Raw genomic sequence first — 15,648 nt, forward strand, 5'->3', positions numbered from 1 at the left:
GACGTGTGGGACGGGCATCTCGCCCACCACGGAGCCCAATTGATCACGGCCCGAGTGCAACTCGTCAACGAGCTGGCCGCCGAGGTGGAGAAGGCCTACCAGCTGCTGGCGCCGGCGTCACGTGCCGTACCGTGCGGGTGGCCAGCGGACCGGTGCAGGGCGCCCGGGTGGTGCCGAGCCCGTCCACCACTGGTTGAGGTCGCAAACAAGTGTGACGCACGCCTCAATACTCGCGCTCGTTTGGCAGCTACTTAAGAGTTGCTTAAGATGATCGGCGGTGAGTGACAGCGGTCGAGCAATGGACGCATCGGTTTACCCCGCCGGTCTGACCGACGGGCCGGGAACCGGTGTCGGCGCGGTGTTCGGCCGTGCTCGCGCAGCATCACCGATTCGAGACACAACCGCTCCCCAAATGTTTGCGCGCCTCCGTGAAAAGGCCGCTCATCAGGCGGAGCATGGCAAACGGGCATGTGCACCGGGGCAGATGTCGGCGAGGAGGTCGTCGTGAGCAGATTCACCGAGAAGATGTACCGCAGTGCCCACACCACCGGCAGGGGCATGGTCACCGGAGAGCCGCACGCGCCGGTCCGGCACACCTGGGGTGAGGTGCACGAGCGGGCCAAGCGCATCGCCGGCGGTCTGGCCGCGGCCGGTGTGGGACTCGGCGACGCCGTCGGTGTGCTGGCGGGCTTCCCGGTCGAGATCGCTCCCACGGCGCAGGGGCTGTGGATGCGCGGCGCCAGCCTGACGATGCTGCACCAGCCCACGCCCCGCACCGACCTGGTGGTCTGGGCCGAGGACACCATGAACGTGATCGGCATGATCGAGGCCAAGGCCGTCATCGTGTCCGAGCCGTTCCTGGTCGCGATCCCGGTGCTCGAGGAAAAGGGCATCAAGGTCCTAACGGTCACCGACCTGCTGAACTCCGACCCCGTCGAGCCGATCGAGGTCGGTGAGGACGACCTCGCGCTCATGCAGCTGACGAGCGGGTCGACCGGTTCTCCGAAGGCCGTGCAGATCACCCACCGCAACATCTACTCCAACGCCGAGGCGATGTTCATCGGCGCCGAGTACGACGTCGACAAGGACGTCATGGTCAGCTGGCTGCCCTGCTTCCACGACATGGGCATGGTCGGCTTCCTGACCATCCCGATGTACTTCGGGGCCGAGCTGGTCAAGGTCACGCCGATGGACTTCCTGCGCGACACGCTGTTGTGGGCCAAGCTCATCGACAAGTACAAGGGCACCATGACCGCGGCGCCGAACTTCGCCTACGCGCTGCTCGCCAAGCGGTTGCGCCGCCAGGCCAAGCCCGGTGAGTTCGACCTGTCCACGCTGCGGTTCGCGCTGTCGGGCGCCGAGCCCGTGGAGCCCGCCGACGTCGAGGACCTGCTTGACGCCGGCAAGCCGTTCGGCCTGGACCCGGGCGCGATCCTGCCCGCCTACGGCATGGCCGAGACCACGCTGGCGGTGTCGTTCTCGCCGTGCGGCGCCGGGCTGGTCGTCGACGAGGTCGACGCCGACCTGCTCGCGGCGCTGCGCCGGGCGGTCCCCGCCGCCAAGGGGCACACCAAGCGGCTGGCCCGGCTGGGTCCGCTGCTGACCGACCTCGAGGCCCGCGTGATCGACGACCACGGCAACGTGATGCCGCCGCGCGGTGTCGGCGTCATCGAGCTTCGCGGAGAATGCGTGTCCCCGGGCTACATGACCATGGGCGGGTTCATCCCGGCCCAGGACGAGCACGGCTGGTATGACACCGGCGACCTCGGCTACCTGACCGAGGAGGGCCACGTGGTGGTCTGCGGTCGCGTCAAGGACGTCATCATCATGGCCGGGCGCAACATCTACCCGACCGACATCGAGCGGGCCGCCGGACGCGTCGAGGGCGTGCGCCCCGGCTGCGCCGTCGCGGTGCGCCTCGATGCCGGACACTCCCGCGAGACGTTCGCCGTGGCCGTCGAGTCCAACAACTGGCAGGACCCGGCCGAGGTGCGCCGCATCGAGCACCAGGTGGCCCACGAGGTCGTCGCGGAGGTTGACGTCCGGCCGCGCAATGTCGTCGTGCTGGGCCCGGGCAGCATCCCGAAGACCTCGTCGGGCAAGCTGCGCCGCTCCACCTCGGTCTCGCTGGTCACCTAACCGCGAGCGTGCGTGTCTGCGGCCGCCACGCCGTATCCGGGCGGCAGTTCACGCACGCTCACCGCGCGGTAGGGCGACCGCAGGCAGATAGTCACCGACCAGGGTTCGGTGCCACCACCGCCGTTCGTCGCGCAACTCGCGCCACGTCGTGAACCGGTATTCGTACAGCCGCGCCCGGATGTAGCGCGGTGGCGCGTCGGGAAACGGATTGTGCCCGAGCAGACGGAGGGTCGCCGCGTCGTTGCGGAGCAGCCGCACGACCAGCGGCCGGAACGAGTCGCGCGCGTAGGCCGGTGACAGCGCGGCGAACCACATCAGCCAGTCCAGGCGCAGGTGGTAGGGCGCCCACTGGCGGGGGATCCGGCGCGGGTCGCCGGGTTTCCCCTTGAAGCCGTACTCCTTCCACACCGTCTGCGCGGTGGGTTCCGGCTCGTCGGTCCCTTCGAGGACCACCTCGTACCGGACCCGCCCGACGGTGCCGAACGCGCCGTAGGTGTTCACCAGGTGGAAGGGGTTGAACGACGCGTTCATCCGCTGCCGGTGTCCGAGCATGTTGCGCACGGGCCAGTAGCTCAGGAACACGGTCAGCGCGGTGGCGGCGATCACCAGGGCGGCGAACCACGACGGCGTCTCGGGTGCGGCCGGAGGAGCGGACAGCGGCAGCACCCAGGCGAACGCGGCATGGTCGACCGCACTGAACGCGAGGATGATCGTCAGCCAGTTGAGCCAGGCGAAGTTCCCGGACAGCACCAGCCACAACTGCGTGACGATCACGATCCCGGCGGCCACCGAGGCCACCGGTTGCGGCGCGAACAACGCGAACGGCACGACCAACTGGGCGACGTGGTTGCCCGCCACCTCGACACGGTGCAGGGGCCTGGGCAGGTGGTGGAAGAACCAACTCAGCGGGCCCGGCATCGGTTGGGTTTCGTGGTGGTAGTCCAGGCAGCTCAGGTCGCGCCAGCACGGGTCGCCACGCATCTTGATCAGGCCGGCGCCGAACTCCACCCGGAACAGCAGCCAGCGCGCCAGCAACAACGTCAACAGCGGAGGCGCCGTGTCGTCGTTGCCCAGCAGCATGGCCAGGAAACCCGCCTCCAACAGCAGCGATTCCCAGCCGAACCCGTACCAGCGCTGTCCGACGTTGACGATCGACAGGTACAGCACCCACAGCACCAGCCACGCCAGCATGGCGGCCCACAGCGGCATGAGGTCGTCGGCGCTGGCGACGAGGGCCGCCGCCAGCGCCGCACAACTCCAGCACACGGCGGCGAAGAAGCGGTCGGAGTAGTGGAGGTGGAACACGCTCGGGGCGACCCGGAAAGACACCTGCGCGACGAACCGCGGCACCGGGAGCATTCCGTGTTCACCGATCAGCGCGCGGAACTGGCGGGCGGCGCCGACGAACGCGATCAGGTAGATCGCCGCCACACCCCGCTGCAGCACCTCCCGGGCCAGCCAGTACCCGGGTGCGTCGAACCAGTCCGCGAACACGTCTCCAGTAGACGCTTTCTGCGGGCCCCGAGGGGGAAGAAAAGCGTTCGCTCGATGTCGGTGTGCGCCTATACCGTCGATGTCATGGAGTCGGCGATCGAGGCCATCGATCTGGTGAAGCGGTTCGGCGACGAGACGGCGGTCGCGGGGGTCAGCTTCGCGGTGCCGCCCGGCACGGTGCTGGGTCTGCTCGGCCCCAACGGCGCGGGCAAGACCACGACCGTGCGGATGATGACGACGTTGACCGAACCGACCAGCGGCACCGCGCGGGTGGCCGGCTACGACGTACGCACCCAGCCCGACGAGGTGCGGCGCCACATGGGGCTCACCGGTCAGGTCGCGACGGTCGACGAACTGCTCACCGGCCGGGAGAACATCCGGATGATCGGCGGCCTCTACGGCATCCGGCGCAAGGACCTCGACCGGCTCGGTGACCAACTGCTGCACCAGTTCTCACTCGCCGACGCCGGCGACCGGGTCGTCAAGTCCTACTCGGGAGGCATGCGGCGCCGCCTCGACCTCGCGGTCAGCCTGCTCGCGTCACCACCCGTGCTGTTCCTCGACGAGCCGACCACCGGCCTGGATCCGCGCAGCCGCAGCGAACTCTGGGACGTGCTGCGCGGCCTCGTCGCGCAGGGCACCACGTTGTTGCTGACCACCCAGTACCTCGAAGAGGCCGATCAGCTGGCCGACAACATCGTGGTGATCGACCGCGGCCACATCATCGCCGAGGGGTCGCCGCTGGAACTCAAGCAGCAGGCCGGTCAGGCCAGCCTGGTGGTCACCGTCGCCGACAGCGCGGATCTCGAGCCGGCCCGCGCCCTGCTCGGACAGACCGGCGCCGAGGTGTACGTCGACGCCGCAGCCCGCCGGCTGACCTCGTCGGCCGACGGGCTGGAGGACATGATCCGGGTCGCGGGCCGGCTGCACGAGCGCGGCATCACCGTCGACGACATCGGGCTGTCCCGGCCGAGCCTCGACGACGTGTTCCTGTCGCTCACCGGGCATCGCACCGAAGACAGTGAGGAGGTCGGCGCATGACCGCGCTCGACACCAAGACCCCGGCGCCGGTCCGTCCGCAACCGGTGCCCATCCGTCCCACCAATCTGGCGCAGCAGTCGTGGATCATGGTCAAGCGCAACATGATCCACACCAAGCGCATGCCCGAGATGCTCAGCGACGTGACCGCGCAGCCGATCATGTTCGTGCTGCTGTTCGCGTTCGTGTTCGGCGCGTCGATCACCAACACCGGAGGCGCGTCCTACCGGGAGTTCCTGCTGCCGGGCATCCAGGCGCAGACCATCGTGTTCTCGGCGTTCGTGGTAGCCGCCGGGATCACCGCCGACGTCGAGAAGGGCATCATCGACCGGTTCCGGTCGCTGCCGATCTCCCGGTCCTCGGTGCTGATCGGCCGCAGCATCGCCAGCGTGATCCACTCGTCGCTGGGTGTCGTGGTGATGGCGCTGACGGGTCTCGCGATCGGCTGGCGGATCCGCAACGGCGTCGCCGAAGCCGTTCTGGCGTTCGCCCTGCTGCTGTTGTTCGGCTTCGGGATGATCTGGTTCGGCATCCTGATCGGCTCGTTGTTGCGCACCGTGGAGGCGGTCAACGGGGTGATGTTCACCGCGCTGTTCCCGGTGACGTTCCTGGCCAACACGTTCGTGCCGACGGAGCCGATGCCACACTGGCTGCGGGTGATCGCCGAATGGAATCCGGTCTCGTCGCTGGCGCAGGCGATGCGCGAGCTGTGGGGCAACGGCGGGCCTGCGCCCGCGAGCGCCCAACTGCCGCTGCATCATCCGGTGCTGGCCACGATCCTGTGGTCGTTGGCGCTGACCGCCGTCTTCGCACCGTTCGCGCTGTATGCGTACAAGCGCCGAACCGGCGGCTAACCCGGCGCCGCGATCGCCGGCTCGGCGAGGCGGTCGTAGACCCGCCACCACACCATCTCGTGTGCGGCCGGGTCGATCGCGCCCTGTTCGAGGAGTTCGTCGGATTCGAGCAGTTCGGCTGCGAGCGTCAGCAGGCGTCTGCGTCGCTGCGCCGCCGCCGGGTCGGGATAGCCCGCCTGCACGGCGACGGTCATCGTGTGCACCTGCGCGCGCTGAGGGCCGGCCCGCAGCACCGCGACGGCGATCGCGGCCAGCGTGAGTGCCGTCGAGACGGCCAGCGCTTCCCCGGGAGCAACCACGTCGACGAGCGCGATCTCGCAGCTCAGCCACAGGGCCAGGCTCCACGCCGGCCACGCCCGCGCCACCCTCAGCCGGCGGCGCTCGCCGTCGGTGATCCCGGGCGGATAGATCACCAGCCGGTAGCGCACGAGACCCATGCGATCGGGGCGGATGCTCAGCGAGCCCCAACGGCGGTCCCCGTCGAGCAGCCGATCCCAGAGGCGGCGCAACCGCCCGGCGTCCGTACGGTTCATGTCTTTTCGGTTACCCGCCCCGAGCTGGTGCAACCGCCGCACGATTCGTTCCTGGTGGCGCATCCATCTGAGTATGCCTTACTATACTCAGCGTGGAAGAGAAGCTGCCGGCCCGACTGACCGATCATCCGACGGTGCGCGCGGTCCGCTCGCGTCCGGCGCCCGCACCGGGAGTCATCGACGCCGACTGGTTGCGCACCGTGTGTCTGGACGCCGGCGTCGACGACGTCGGATTCGCCAGCGTCGGCGATCCGGCGCTGAGTGCGGAGTTGCCTCATGTCGAAGCGGCGCTGCCGGGCGCGATGAGCTACCTCTCGCTGGTGGTCCGGATGAACCGCGACAACGTGCGCTCCAGCGCGCGCAGTGTGGCCAACCAGGAATTCCACCGCAGCGGGGAGGTGATGAACGAGGCCGCACACCGCATCGCACGGGTACTGCAGGACGCCGGGCACCGGGTGGTGAACCCGTCGGCGACCTTCCCGATGGAGATGGATCGCTACCCAGGCCGCATCTGGGTGGTGGCCCACAAGCCCGTCGCAGTCGCCGCAGGTATGGGCACGATGGGGATCCACCGCAACGTGATACATCCGCGGTTCGGCAACTTCATCCTGCTCGGCACCGTCATTGTCGCCAGTGCTATCAGCAGTTATGGTGCGCCACTGGACTATTCGCCGTGCCTGGAGTGCAAGCTGTGCGTGGCGGCGTGTCCGGTCGGTGCCATCAAGAAGGATGGCGGCTTCGACTTCCTGGCCTGCTCGGTGCACAACTACCGGGAGTTCATGGGCGGCTTCACCGACTGGGTGCAAACCGTCGCCGACAGCGCCGACGGCGCCGACTTCCGTTCCCGGGTGAGCGATTCGGAGAATGCGTCGATGTGGCAGAGCCTGTCGTTCAAGGCCAACTACAAGGCTGCCTACTGCCTGGCGGTGTGTCCGGCGGGTGAGGACGTGATCGCGCCGTACCTCAACGACCGTAAGGGATTCATGGACCTGGTGCTCAAGCCGCTGCAGGACAAGGTGGAAACGCTCTACGTGCTACCGGACTCCGACGCCGAAGCCCACGCCCTCAGGCGTTACCCGCACAAGCCGGTCAAGCGGGTCGGCAGCGGAACACGTGGCCGCTGATCCACCCGCCGAAATTGCATTCCGTCAGGTCCCCACTCGAACTTCTTCTGCTGGAATGCCATTTCGGCGGGCGAAGATGCTGGGGATCAGCTCCAGGCGTGGACGGTGTTCTGCGCCGGTTCCAGGCCCTGGGCGATCAGCAGCTCGGTCGCGTCGGCGGCCTGCTCGATGATCGTCGGCACCTCTTTGCGCTCGACGCTGTTGAAGTTCTCCAGCACGAAGCTGGCGCCGGACTTCTGCCCGGGCGGGCGGCCGATGCCGACCCGGACCCGGTGAAAGTCATTGCTGCCCAACGCGGACGACACCGATCGCAGACCGTTGTGACCGGCCACGCCGCCGCCGCCCTTGAGCCGGATGCGGCCGAAGTCGATGTCGAGCTCGTCGTGGACGATGACGACACCGTCGGGTGCCACCGAGTAGAACTTCGCCAACGGCCCGACCTGGCGCCCCGATTCGTTCATGTACACCCTCGGCTTGGCCAGCACCACCGAGCGGCCCGCGAGCCGCCCGGTGGCCACCTCGGCGCCGGATTTCTTGTGCACCTTGAACTTCTCGCCCATCCGGTCGGCGAGGACGTCGACGACCATGAAGCCGAGGTTGTGCCGGGTCGTGGCGTAGTTCGGTCCCGGGTTGCCCAGGCCGACCACCAGTACGGGTTCGGCCATGACGGGGTCTGCCTACTCGGACTCGGAGGCGGCGTCGCCCTCCGTGCCCTCGGCCTCGGCGGCCTCGGCGGCCTGCTCCTCGACCGACGCGCCGCCACCCTCGGACTCCAGCTCCTCGGCCGTCGGCGCCGCGACGACGTTGACCACCAGGGTCTCGGGATCGGAGATCAGGGTGACACCCGACGGCAGCTCGATCTGCGAAGCCAGGATCTGGGTGCCTTCCTCGGCGCCCTCGATGGAGACGCTGAACTGCTCGGGGATCGACTGGACGTCGGCCTCGATCTCGACGGCGGCCGCGTCCTGCGTGACCAGCGTGCCCGGGGCGGCGTCGCCCTCGAGGACGACGGAGACCTCGACGGTTACCTTCTCGCCGCGGCGCACGACGAGCAGGTCGGCGTGCTGGATGTTGCGGCGGATCGGGTGGATCTCGATGGCCTTGGTCAGCGCCAGCTGTTCCTTGCCGTCGATGTTGAGGGTCAGCACCGCGTTGGTGCCGGCGTTACGCAGCACGGCGGCGAAGTCGCGCCCGTTCAGTTCGAGGTGCTGCGGCTCGGTGCCGTGCCCGTAGAGGACGACGGGCACGCGGCCGTCGCGGCGGGCGCGGCGCGAGGCGCCCTTGCCGGTCGTGGTGCGGACCTGCGCGGTCAGATTGTTGGGCGGGTTCTTCGCCATGATGTGTGCTCCTGTGCCGGTGATCGGTATGTCGGGCACGGCCAGGGTCGCACTTCAGAGAAGTCGCGGGTTCCCGTCGATAACGGCGGCCAAGCACAAAGCAGGCCACCCTCGCCGTGACGCGTCCACGAGGGTAGCGCAGCGCCCGGTCAGAGCGGAAATCCGACGCCGGTGAGCTGCTCGGACAGCGTCCACAGCCCGGCGGCCTTCGCGCGGTCGCGGGCCAGCGGGCTGCGACCGCGCGGCCCGCTCGGGCCGAGCATCATGAATTTCGGCCCGATGAAGCTGTCGCCGGGCACGTCCTGGGACACCGCGTACAGCGTCTGGCGCGCCCCGAAGTCGGCGTCGGTGGCCATGAACCGGTTGCCGATCGCCGCCACGCGGCTGCCGAACCGGTTACCCGAATGGCCCTGCAGGTTCGTCGCCGAGTAGCCGGGATGGGCGGCGAGCGCCCGGACCGGGGACCCGGCCGCGGCCAGCTTGCGTTGCAGCTCGCTGGTGAACAGCAGGTTCGCCAGCTTGGACTGGCCGTACGCGGGCCAGGCCAGGTACGGCCGGGACTTCCAGTTCAGGTCCTTGAGGTTGACGGTGCCCAGCAGGTGCAGCATCGATGACACGGTGACCACCCGGTCGGTGATCTTCGGCAGCAGCAGGTTGGTCAGCGCGAAATGACCGAGGTGGTTGGTGCCGATCTGGCTCTCGAAGCCGTCGGCGGTCAGCGCGTAGGGCACGGCCATGATGCCGGCGTTGTTGACCAGCACGTCGACGCGCTCGACGCCCTCGGCGAACTCCCGCACCGACGCCAGGTCCTGCAGGTCGAGCCGGCGCACCTGTACGTCGCCGCTCATCGACGCCGCGGCGGCGTTGCCCTTCTCCAGGTTGCGCACCGCCAGGATCGTCGTCGCGCCGACCCGGGCGAGCTCGCGCGCGGTCACCAGGCCGAGCCCGCTGTTGGCGCCGGTCACGATGACGCTGCGGCCGGTGAAGGAGGGCAGGTCGGCGGCGGTCCAGTCGCTCATGGCCTCACCCTAGTTACCCCCGCCGAACTTGCATTCCGGCAGGCCGCTACTCGATCTTTTCCGGACGGAATGCAATTTCGGCGGGGGTTGTCACCGGGGTTGACGCCGGGGTTGTCAGCGGGCCGGTTTGGGCAGTGCGACGGTGAAGCCGCCGATGATCTCCTCGACGTCGGGCCCGTCTTCGGCGGCCTGGTCGGCGAACCCGGTGACGGTGAACTGCACCAGGTAGCGCTGCCGGGCGGGCGGCGCGCCGGTGGCGATCACGATGCGGTTGTAGCTGTGCATCCGCGCGCCGTTGAGGTCGTAGCTGCCCTCGATCATCGACGACGGGAAGTCGTTGAAGTCCTCGGTCGACGCGTTAAGTTCCCGGAAGTTCTCCGACATCTGCGCGTCGACGTTGGCGTGGGTGAGCGCCTGGGCGACGTCGAAGTCGCCGTTGAGCTGGAACACCATCAGCATCGCGGTGGGATAGGTGTCGCCTTTGGCGATCATCCGGGTGCCCGGTGCCAGGTTGGAGTTCCGGTACGGATGCCACCCCTCGGGTGTCGGGATCGACACCGTGAGGTCGGTGAGCTGGTCGGGCGCGACGGGCTCACCGATCACCCCGGCCCGTTCCAGAAACGTGGCGATCGAGATCGCGTTCTCGGGGTCGACGTCCGGCGCCGCCGAAGTCGTGCTCGTGGTCGACCAGATCGACTGGTAGTCAGGCGTTTCGGTCGCACACCCCGTCACCGCCAGCATCGCCGCGACCGCCAGCGCCGGCCGGAGGCGAACTGTCACAGAATCTCTCGGACGTTGTCGAGGGGACGTGCCAGCCGGGTGCCCTTGCCGGTGACGACGAACGGCCGCTCGATCAGGATCGGATGCTCGGCCATCGCGTCGAGCAGCTCGTCGTCCGACGCCGACGCCAGACCGAGCTCGCTGTAGAGCGGTTCGCGCTTGCGCACGGCGGTGCGCACGTCGATGCCGGCATCGGAGATCATCGCCACCAACTCGTCCCGCGACGGCGGGGTCTTCAGGTAGAGCACGACCTCGGGCTCGATCCCGTTGTCCCGCAGCAGATCCAGCGTCTTGCGCGACGTCGAGCACTTCGGGTTGTGGTAGATGACGGCGGCGGGCCGCCCCTCAGATTCAGCGGCCATCTACGCAGACCCGTCGAAAAGGCTTGTCACCGAACCGTTGTCGAACACCGCACGGATCGTGTTCGCCAGCAGCGGCGCGATCGACAGCACGGTCAGCTGCGGGAAGCGCTTCTCCTCGCTGATCGGCAGCGTGTTGGTGACGATCACCTCGCAGGCGCCGGAGTCGGCCAAACGCTCGCGGGCCGGGTCCGACAGCACGCCGTGCGTCGCGGCGATGATCACGTCACCGGCCCCGTCCTGCTTGAGCAGCTTGACCGCACCGGCGATGGTGCCGCCGGTGTCGATCATGTCGTCGGTCAGCACGCAGGTCTTGCCCTTGACGTCACCGACGACACGGTTGGACTTGACCTGGTTGGGCACCAGCGGGTCCCGCGTCTTGTGGATGAACGCCAGCGGGACACCGCCGAGCGAGTCGGCCCACTTCTCGGCGACGCGCACACGCCCGGAGTCGGGGGAGACCACCACCATGTCGTGGTCGGCGTAGTTGTCGGCGATGTAGCCGGTGAGCAGTTTCTGGGCCCGCATGTGGTCGACGGGTCCGTCGAAGAAGCCCTGGATCTGGTCGGTGTGCAGGTCGACGGTCACGATCCGGTCCGCGCCCGCGGTCTTGAGCAGGTCGGCGACCAGGCGGGCCGAAATGGGTTCGCGGCCGCGGTGTTTCTTGTCCTGCCGGGCGTAGGGATAGAACGGCAGGATCGCCGTGATGCGCTTGGCGCTGCCACGCTTGAGCGCGTCGATCATGATCAGCTGTTCCATCAGGTGCTGGTTCAGCGGCGCCGGGTGGGACTGCAGCACGAACGCGTCGCAGCCACGCACCGACTCGTCGAAGCGGACGAAGATCTCGCCGTTGGCGAAGTCGCGCGCGGTCTGCGCGGTCACCGGAACGTCGAGCTCCTTGGCGACCTGCTCGGCCAGTTCGGGGTGCGCCCGGCCCGAGAAGAGCATCAGGTTCTTGCGGTTGTCGGTCCAGTCGTGGCTCACGGGGCTGCCCTCGGCGTCGGCGATCGATACGGGGCCATCGTACGTAGCGCTGACGCGCCTGCGGTGGCGGGTTACCAGAATGCCAATAAAGGGCGTCGAAAAGCTACTTGCCGGTAGCTTGGTCGCCGGCGTCTGCCTGATCTGCCGCTGCCTCTGCCTGATCTGCCGCTGCCGCGGCCGCGGCCGCCGCGGTCGCAGCCGCACTGCCCGGGCGTTTGCGCGCCACCCAACCCTCGATGTTGCGCTGCGGGCCCGCGGACACGGCCAGCGCGCCGGGCGGGACGTCCTCGCGCACGACCGTGCCGGCGCCGGTGTAGGCGCCGTCACCGACGGTCACCGGCGCGACGAACATGGTGTCCGACCCGGTCCGCACGTGCGAGCCGATCGTGGTGCGGCTCTTGGATTCACCGTCGTAGTTGACGAAGACGCTCGACGCGCCGATGTTGCTGTGTTCGCCGATGTCGGCGTCGCCGACGTAGGTCAGGTGCGGCACCTTGGTGCCGGTGCCGATCGTCGCGTTCTTGGTCTCGACGAACGCGCCGAGCTTGCCGGCCGCGCCGAGCTCGGTGCCGGGACGCAGGTAGGTGAACGGGCCGACGACGGCGTCGGCGCCGATGACCGACGCGGACCCGTGCGTGCGGACCACCTGCGCGCCGTCGCCGACCGAGACGTCGGTCAGCGTGGTATCCGGGCCGATCTCGCAGTGTGCGCCGATCGCCGTCGCGCCGAGGAGTTGGGTCCCGGGGCGCACCACGGTGTCGCGGCCGATCGTGACGTCGACGTCGATCCACGTCGAGGCGGGGTCGACGATCGTGACGCCGGCACGCTGGTGGCGTTCGACGATGCGCCGGTTCAGCACCGCTGCCAACGCGGCCAACTGCACGCGGTCGTTGACGCCGGCGACCAGTGCCGAGTCGCCGATGTGCTGTGCGCGCACGACGCCGCCGTCGGAACGCACGATCGCGATCACGTCGGTCAGGTACAGCTCGCCCTGGGCGTTGTCGGCCCGCAGCCGCCCCAGCGCCGAGCGCAGCGCCGTCACGTCGAACGCGTAGACGCCGGCGTTGACCTCGGTGATCGCCTGCTGCGCCGGGCTGGCGTCGGCCTGCTCGACGATTCCGGTCACCTCGCCGTCCTGGGTGCGCAGGATGCGCCCGTATCCGGTCGGGTCGGCCAGCGTGGTGGTCAGCACCGTCACCACCGCGCCCTGCGAGGTGTGGGCGGCGATCAGCTCGGCGAGGGTGCCCGCGTCGAGCAGCGGAACATCGCCCGCGGTGACCACCACCACGCCGGTGAAGTCGGCGGGCAGCGCCGCGAGACCGCATTCGACGGCATGGCCGGTGCCGCGCTGCTGTTCCTGGATCGCGATCTCGATGTCGCGACCCAGCGCCTGCCCGATCGACTGCGCGGCCGGGGCCACCCGCTCGCGGTCCTTACCGACCACGACGACCAGGTGCCGGGGTTCGACGCCGGCCACCGAGTGCACGGCGTGCGCGAGCATGCTGCGCCCGGCCAGGGTGTGCAGAACCTTCGGGGTGTCGGATTTCATCCGGGTGCCCGCACCCGCCGCCAGGATCAGCACCGCGGCGTCACGCATAGATGTCCTTCCGGATCGCGGAGCTGCGGAATCCGCTCGGCAACCCTCGCTGCTCCGTCGCCAGGACTCGAACCTGAACTATCTGAACCAAAATCAGAGGTGCTGCCGATTACACCACGACGGATCGGTCACGAGGTACGCGTGCGACTCTAACCCACCACAGCTACCGGACTCACGGCGTCGCGAGCTCCCCGGCCCGGTGGGTGCCGAACGGCTTGGCGGCCAGGATCGTCACGTGCTGGATGCTGCCGTCGGGTAGCTGGTAGCTGCGTTGCTGTCCCGGTGTGGCGCCGAGCAGCGCACCGCCCAGCGGCGAGTTGACGGTGTAGACGTCCATCTCGGCGTCGGCGGTTCCGCGGGTGCCGAGCAGGAACGTCTCGGTGTCACCGGTGTCGTCGAACCGCACCGTGAGCACCATGCCGGGCTCGGCCACCCCGTCGTCGGCGGGGTGGACCGCGTGGTCGGCCTTGCTGAGCAGTTCGTGGATCTGCCGGATGCGTTCCTTGCGGGCCAGCCAGGCGTCCACGACCTGATCGGTGCGGTCGGCGTCGTCGGTACCGGCCGGGTGGGGCACGGCCATCAGCTCGGCCAGTTCCCGCTCGAGGTTCTCGCGGGCCTGCGGGGTCATCCAGATGTAATCGCCGGTGTGCACGTCGCGGTTCCTTTTCGGTGGGAGTGATCGTCGTCAGGGGCGGGGACGAATCGCACCGCCCCTGACGACCGGGTGACCCCTCGTCAGAGGGGAAGGGTCAGCGCAGCGGGTCGAACGGTCGCACCGCTTCGGGTTGTTTGCCGGTGACGATCTGCTCGGCGAGCAGTCGACCGGTGGCCGGACCGTGCGCCAGGCCCCACATGCCGTGCCCGCCTGCGACGTACACGCCGGCGGTGAGCTCACCGATCAGCGGTTTGCCGTCGTCGGTCACCGGTCGCGGCCCGACCCACAGGTCCGTGCGCTCGCCCCAGCGCACCCCGTCCAGCAGCGGGGCGGCCGAGGAGACGATCGCGTCGATGCGGCGGTGCGCGAGCGGCTCGGACGGGCGGCGGAACTCCATGGTGCCGGCCACCCGCAGACCACCGCGGTACGGCGTGCACGCCACACGCACCTCGGGGAGATAGACCGGACCCGGCAGCGGACGATCGACCGGCACCGTGAACGAGTAGCCGCGGCCGGCCTGCAGCCCGACCCGGATCCGGCGCCCCGTCAGCTCCGGCAACCAGGCCCCGGTCGCCAGCACGACCGCGTCGGCGTGCAGCTCTTCCCCGTCGCGCAGGCGCACCGTCGCGGCGCCGGCGGTGCCGTGCACGTCGCGCGCCTCACCGGTCCGCACCGTGGCCCCGCGTTCGGCGACGGCGTGCGCCAGCGCATGGGCGAATCGGCCCGGGTCGACGAAGCGCTGAGCGGACACGTTGACGACGGCCGCGACCTGCGGCGACGCCACCGGCACCTGTTCGTGCAGGGCCGCACCGGTCAGCATCTCGGCGCCGAGGTCGCCGCCGGACGGCCGCAGGTGGCTCAGTTCGGACAGGAACCGGCCGGCCGCGGCGGCGTCCCGGAACGCGACGGCCAGCGACGTGTCGGTGACCGGGGCGTCGACACCGTTGGCGACCAGCACGTCGAACGTCTCGATCGCCTCGTCGTTGAGCGCCGCGTTGGCGGCCACGGCGTGACGCCAGGAGCCGGGCCGGCAGTTCGCGGCGAACCGCATCAGGAATCGCGCCAGCGCGGTGTCCGCGCGCAGCGGTATGTGCAGTGGCGCGGCGGGGTCGAGCAGCCCGCGCAGTCCTTCGCGCAGCATCGACGGCGAGTTCAGCGGAGCGGTCAGCGCCGGGGAGACCCAGCCGGCGTTGCCCCAGGACGCGCCCGCCGCGACACCGGTCCGGTCGACGACGGTGACCGCGACACCACGATCCTGCAGGAACCATGCCGTGGACAGCCCGACGATGCCCGCGCCCACGACGACCACAGACCGGGGGCCGCCGTCGAACCCTGACCCGCCTGACATTGCCTGACCTCCGCGCTCCTCCGTGCTGACGCCTCCATCGTGTGGGGCCGCGCGGCCGCGGGTGTTGTGCCGTGGCGACAAGGCGCCGCGGCGGAAATGTCGGCCCGCGACAAACCGAGTCAGTCCAGGACGGCGAGTTCGATCATCATCGCGAACCGTTTGTCGGCGTCGTCGAGGCGCAGCTCGGTCAGTTCGGCCATCCGCCGCATCCGGTACCGGACCGTGTTCTCGTGCACCCCGAGCGCCGCGGCCGTGCGTGCCGGGTCGCCGGGTTCCAGCAGCGAGTACGTCAGCCACTGCGACAGTTTGTGCAACGGCAGCCAGCCGGCCGTCAGACCCGGTCCGGTGACGGCATCGTGGCGCCAGCAGTCACCCAGCGGCTGGTCG

Annotated in this window: 16 protein-coding genes, 1 tRNA gene and 1 pseudogene; 5 read left to right on the top strand and 13 right to left on the bottom strand. The window is 69.3% G+C overall.

Annotation, left to right across the window (positions count from 1 at the left end):
* Both ASJ79_RS31935 and ASJ79_RS03885 read left to right on the top strand, forming a co-directional pair.
* Positions 1 to 123, top strand: a pseudogene (locus ASJ79_RS31935) (DNA replication and repair protein RecF); the annotation flags it as partial.
* A 381-nt stretch (positions 124 to 504) separates the two neighbouring features.
* Positions 505 to 2,139 (top strand): fatty acyl-AMP ligase, encoded by a 1,635-nt coding sequence (locus tag ASJ79_RS03885; protein WP_067953399.1) that lies wholly within the window; start codon positions 505 to 507, stop codon positions 2,137 to 2,139.
* Between the two features lie 48 nt (positions 2,140 to 2,187).
* Here ASJ79_RS03885 and ASJ79_RS03890 read toward each other — a convergent pair whose 3' ends face one another.
* A complete protein-coding gene (locus ASJ79_RS03890) occupies positions 2,188 to 3,633 on the bottom strand; it encodes a lipase maturation factor family protein (protein ID WP_067953376.1) in 1,446 nt (481 codons plus the stop codon).
* An 84-nt stretch (positions 3,634 to 3,717) separates the two neighbouring features.
* Between ASJ79_RS03890 and ASJ79_RS03895 the strand changes: the two genes are divergently transcribed.
* Together ASJ79_RS03895 and ASJ79_RS03900 are read left to right on the top strand one after the other, a co-directional pair.
* Positions 3,718 to 4,674: an ATP-binding cassette domain-containing protein gene (locus ASJ79_RS03895; RefSeq protein WP_067953378.1), complete on the top strand. Its 957-nt coding sequence runs from the start codon at positions 3,718 to 3,720 to the stop codon at positions 4,672 to 4,674.
* The gene (locus ASJ79_RS03900) at positions 4,671 to 5,525 is read left to right on the top strand and encodes an ABC transporter permease (protein WP_067953381.1); all 855 of its coding nucleotides are present in this window, start codon (positions 4,671 to 4,673) and stop codon (positions 5,523 to 5,525) included. The genes ASJ79_RS03895 and ASJ79_RS03900 overlap by 4 nt, the downstream gene beginning before the upstream one ends.
* Here the strand turns inward: ASJ79_RS03900 and ASJ79_RS03905 are convergent.
* A complete protein-coding gene (locus ASJ79_RS03905; protein ID WP_082753652.1) occupies positions 5,522 to 6,058 on the bottom strand; it encodes a DUF6611 family protein in 537 nt (178 codons plus the stop codon). The genes ASJ79_RS03900 and ASJ79_RS03905 overlap by 4 nt on opposite strands.
* Before the next feature lie 92 nt (positions 6,059 to 6,150).
* Here ASJ79_RS03905 and ASJ79_RS03910 point away from each other — a divergent pair, with 92 nt between their 5' ends.
* On the top strand, positions 6,151 to 7,182 hold the full coding sequence (locus tag ASJ79_RS03910; RefSeq protein WP_067953383.1) for a 4Fe-4S binding protein: 1,032 nt from the start codon (positions 6,151 to 6,153) through the stop codon (positions 7,180 to 7,182).
* A gap of 86 nt (positions 7,183 to 7,268) precedes the next feature.
* Here the strand turns inward: ASJ79_RS03910 and pth are convergent, their stop codons facing one another.
* The 11 genes from pth to ASJ79_RS33650 all read right to left on the bottom strand — a co-directional run.
* Positions 7,269 to 7,847 carry an aminoacyl-tRNA hydrolase gene (gene pth, locus ASJ79_RS03915; protein WP_067953385.1) on the bottom strand — a complete coding sequence of 193 codons (579 nt, stop codon included), beginning with the start codon at positions 7,845 to 7,847 and terminating at the stop codon, positions 7,269 to 7,271.
* A gap of 12 nt (positions 7,848 to 7,859) precedes the next feature.
* Positions 7,860 to 8,519, bottom strand: a complete 660-nt coding sequence (locus ASJ79_RS03920) for a 50S ribosomal protein L25/general stress protein Ctc (RefSeq protein WP_067953387.1) — start codon at positions 8,517 to 8,519, stop codon at positions 7,860 to 7,862.
* Between the two features lie 149 nt (positions 8,520 to 8,668).
* A complete protein-coding gene (locus ASJ79_RS03925; RefSeq protein ID WP_067953388.1) occupies positions 8,669 to 9,538 on the bottom strand; it encodes an oxidoreductase in 870 nt (289 codons plus the stop codon).
* Positions 9,539 to 9,652: 114 nt separating this feature from the next.
* Entirely contained in the window at positions 9,653 to 10,318 is a 666-nt protein-coding gene (locus tag ASJ79_RS03930; protein WP_197420062.1) for an LpqN/LpqT family lipoprotein, read from the bottom strand.
* Entirely contained in the window at positions 10,315 to 10,680 is a 366-nt protein-coding gene (arsC, locus tag ASJ79_RS03935; RefSeq protein WP_067953390.1) for an arsenate reductase (glutaredoxin), read from the bottom strand. The genes ASJ79_RS03930 and arsC overlap by 4 nt, the downstream gene beginning before the upstream one ends.
* A complete protein-coding gene (locus ASJ79_RS03940; RefSeq protein ID WP_067953393.1) occupies positions 10,681 to 11,661 on the bottom strand; it encodes a ribose-phosphate diphosphokinase in 981 nt (326 codons plus the stop codon). It lies immediately after the preceding gene.
* Between the two features lie 103 nt (positions 11,662 to 11,764).
* Positions 11,765 to 13,258: a bifunctional UDP-N-acetylglucosamine diphosphorylase/glucosamine-1-phosphate N-acetyltransferase GlmU gene (gene glmU / locus ASJ79_RS03945; RefSeq protein WP_067953395.1), complete on the bottom strand. Its 1,494-nt coding sequence runs from the start codon at positions 13,256 to 13,258 to the stop codon at positions 11,765 to 11,767.
* Positions 13,259 to 13,310: 52 nt separating this feature from the next.
* A tRNA-Gln gene (locus ASJ79_RS03950) sits at positions 13,311 to 13,382 on the bottom strand.
* A 48-nt stretch (positions 13,383 to 13,430) separates the two neighbouring features.
* Positions 13,431 to 13,910, bottom strand: coding sequence for a GreA/GreB family elongation factor (locus ASJ79_RS03955; protein ID WP_156448267.1), 480 nt, complete (start codon positions 13,908 to 13,910; stop codon positions 13,431 to 13,433).
* Between the two features lie 97 nt (positions 13,911 to 14,007).
* Positions 14,008 to 15,261, bottom strand: a complete 1,254-nt coding sequence (locus ASJ79_RS03960; RefSeq protein ID WP_067953397.1) for an FAD-binding oxidoreductase — start codon at positions 15,259 to 15,261, stop codon at positions 14,008 to 14,010.
* A gap of 119 nt (positions 15,262 to 15,380) precedes the next feature.
* A partial coding sequence (locus ASJ79_RS33650) for a helix-turn-helix domain-containing protein (protein ID WP_231750712.1) occupies positions 15,381 to 15,648 on the bottom strand: 268 nt, incomplete at its 5' end.

This window comes from Mycobacterium sp. NAZ190054, from assembly GCF_001545925.1.
GTDB lineage: Bacteria > Actinomycetota > Actinomycetes > Mycobacteriales > Mycobacteriaceae > Mycobacterium.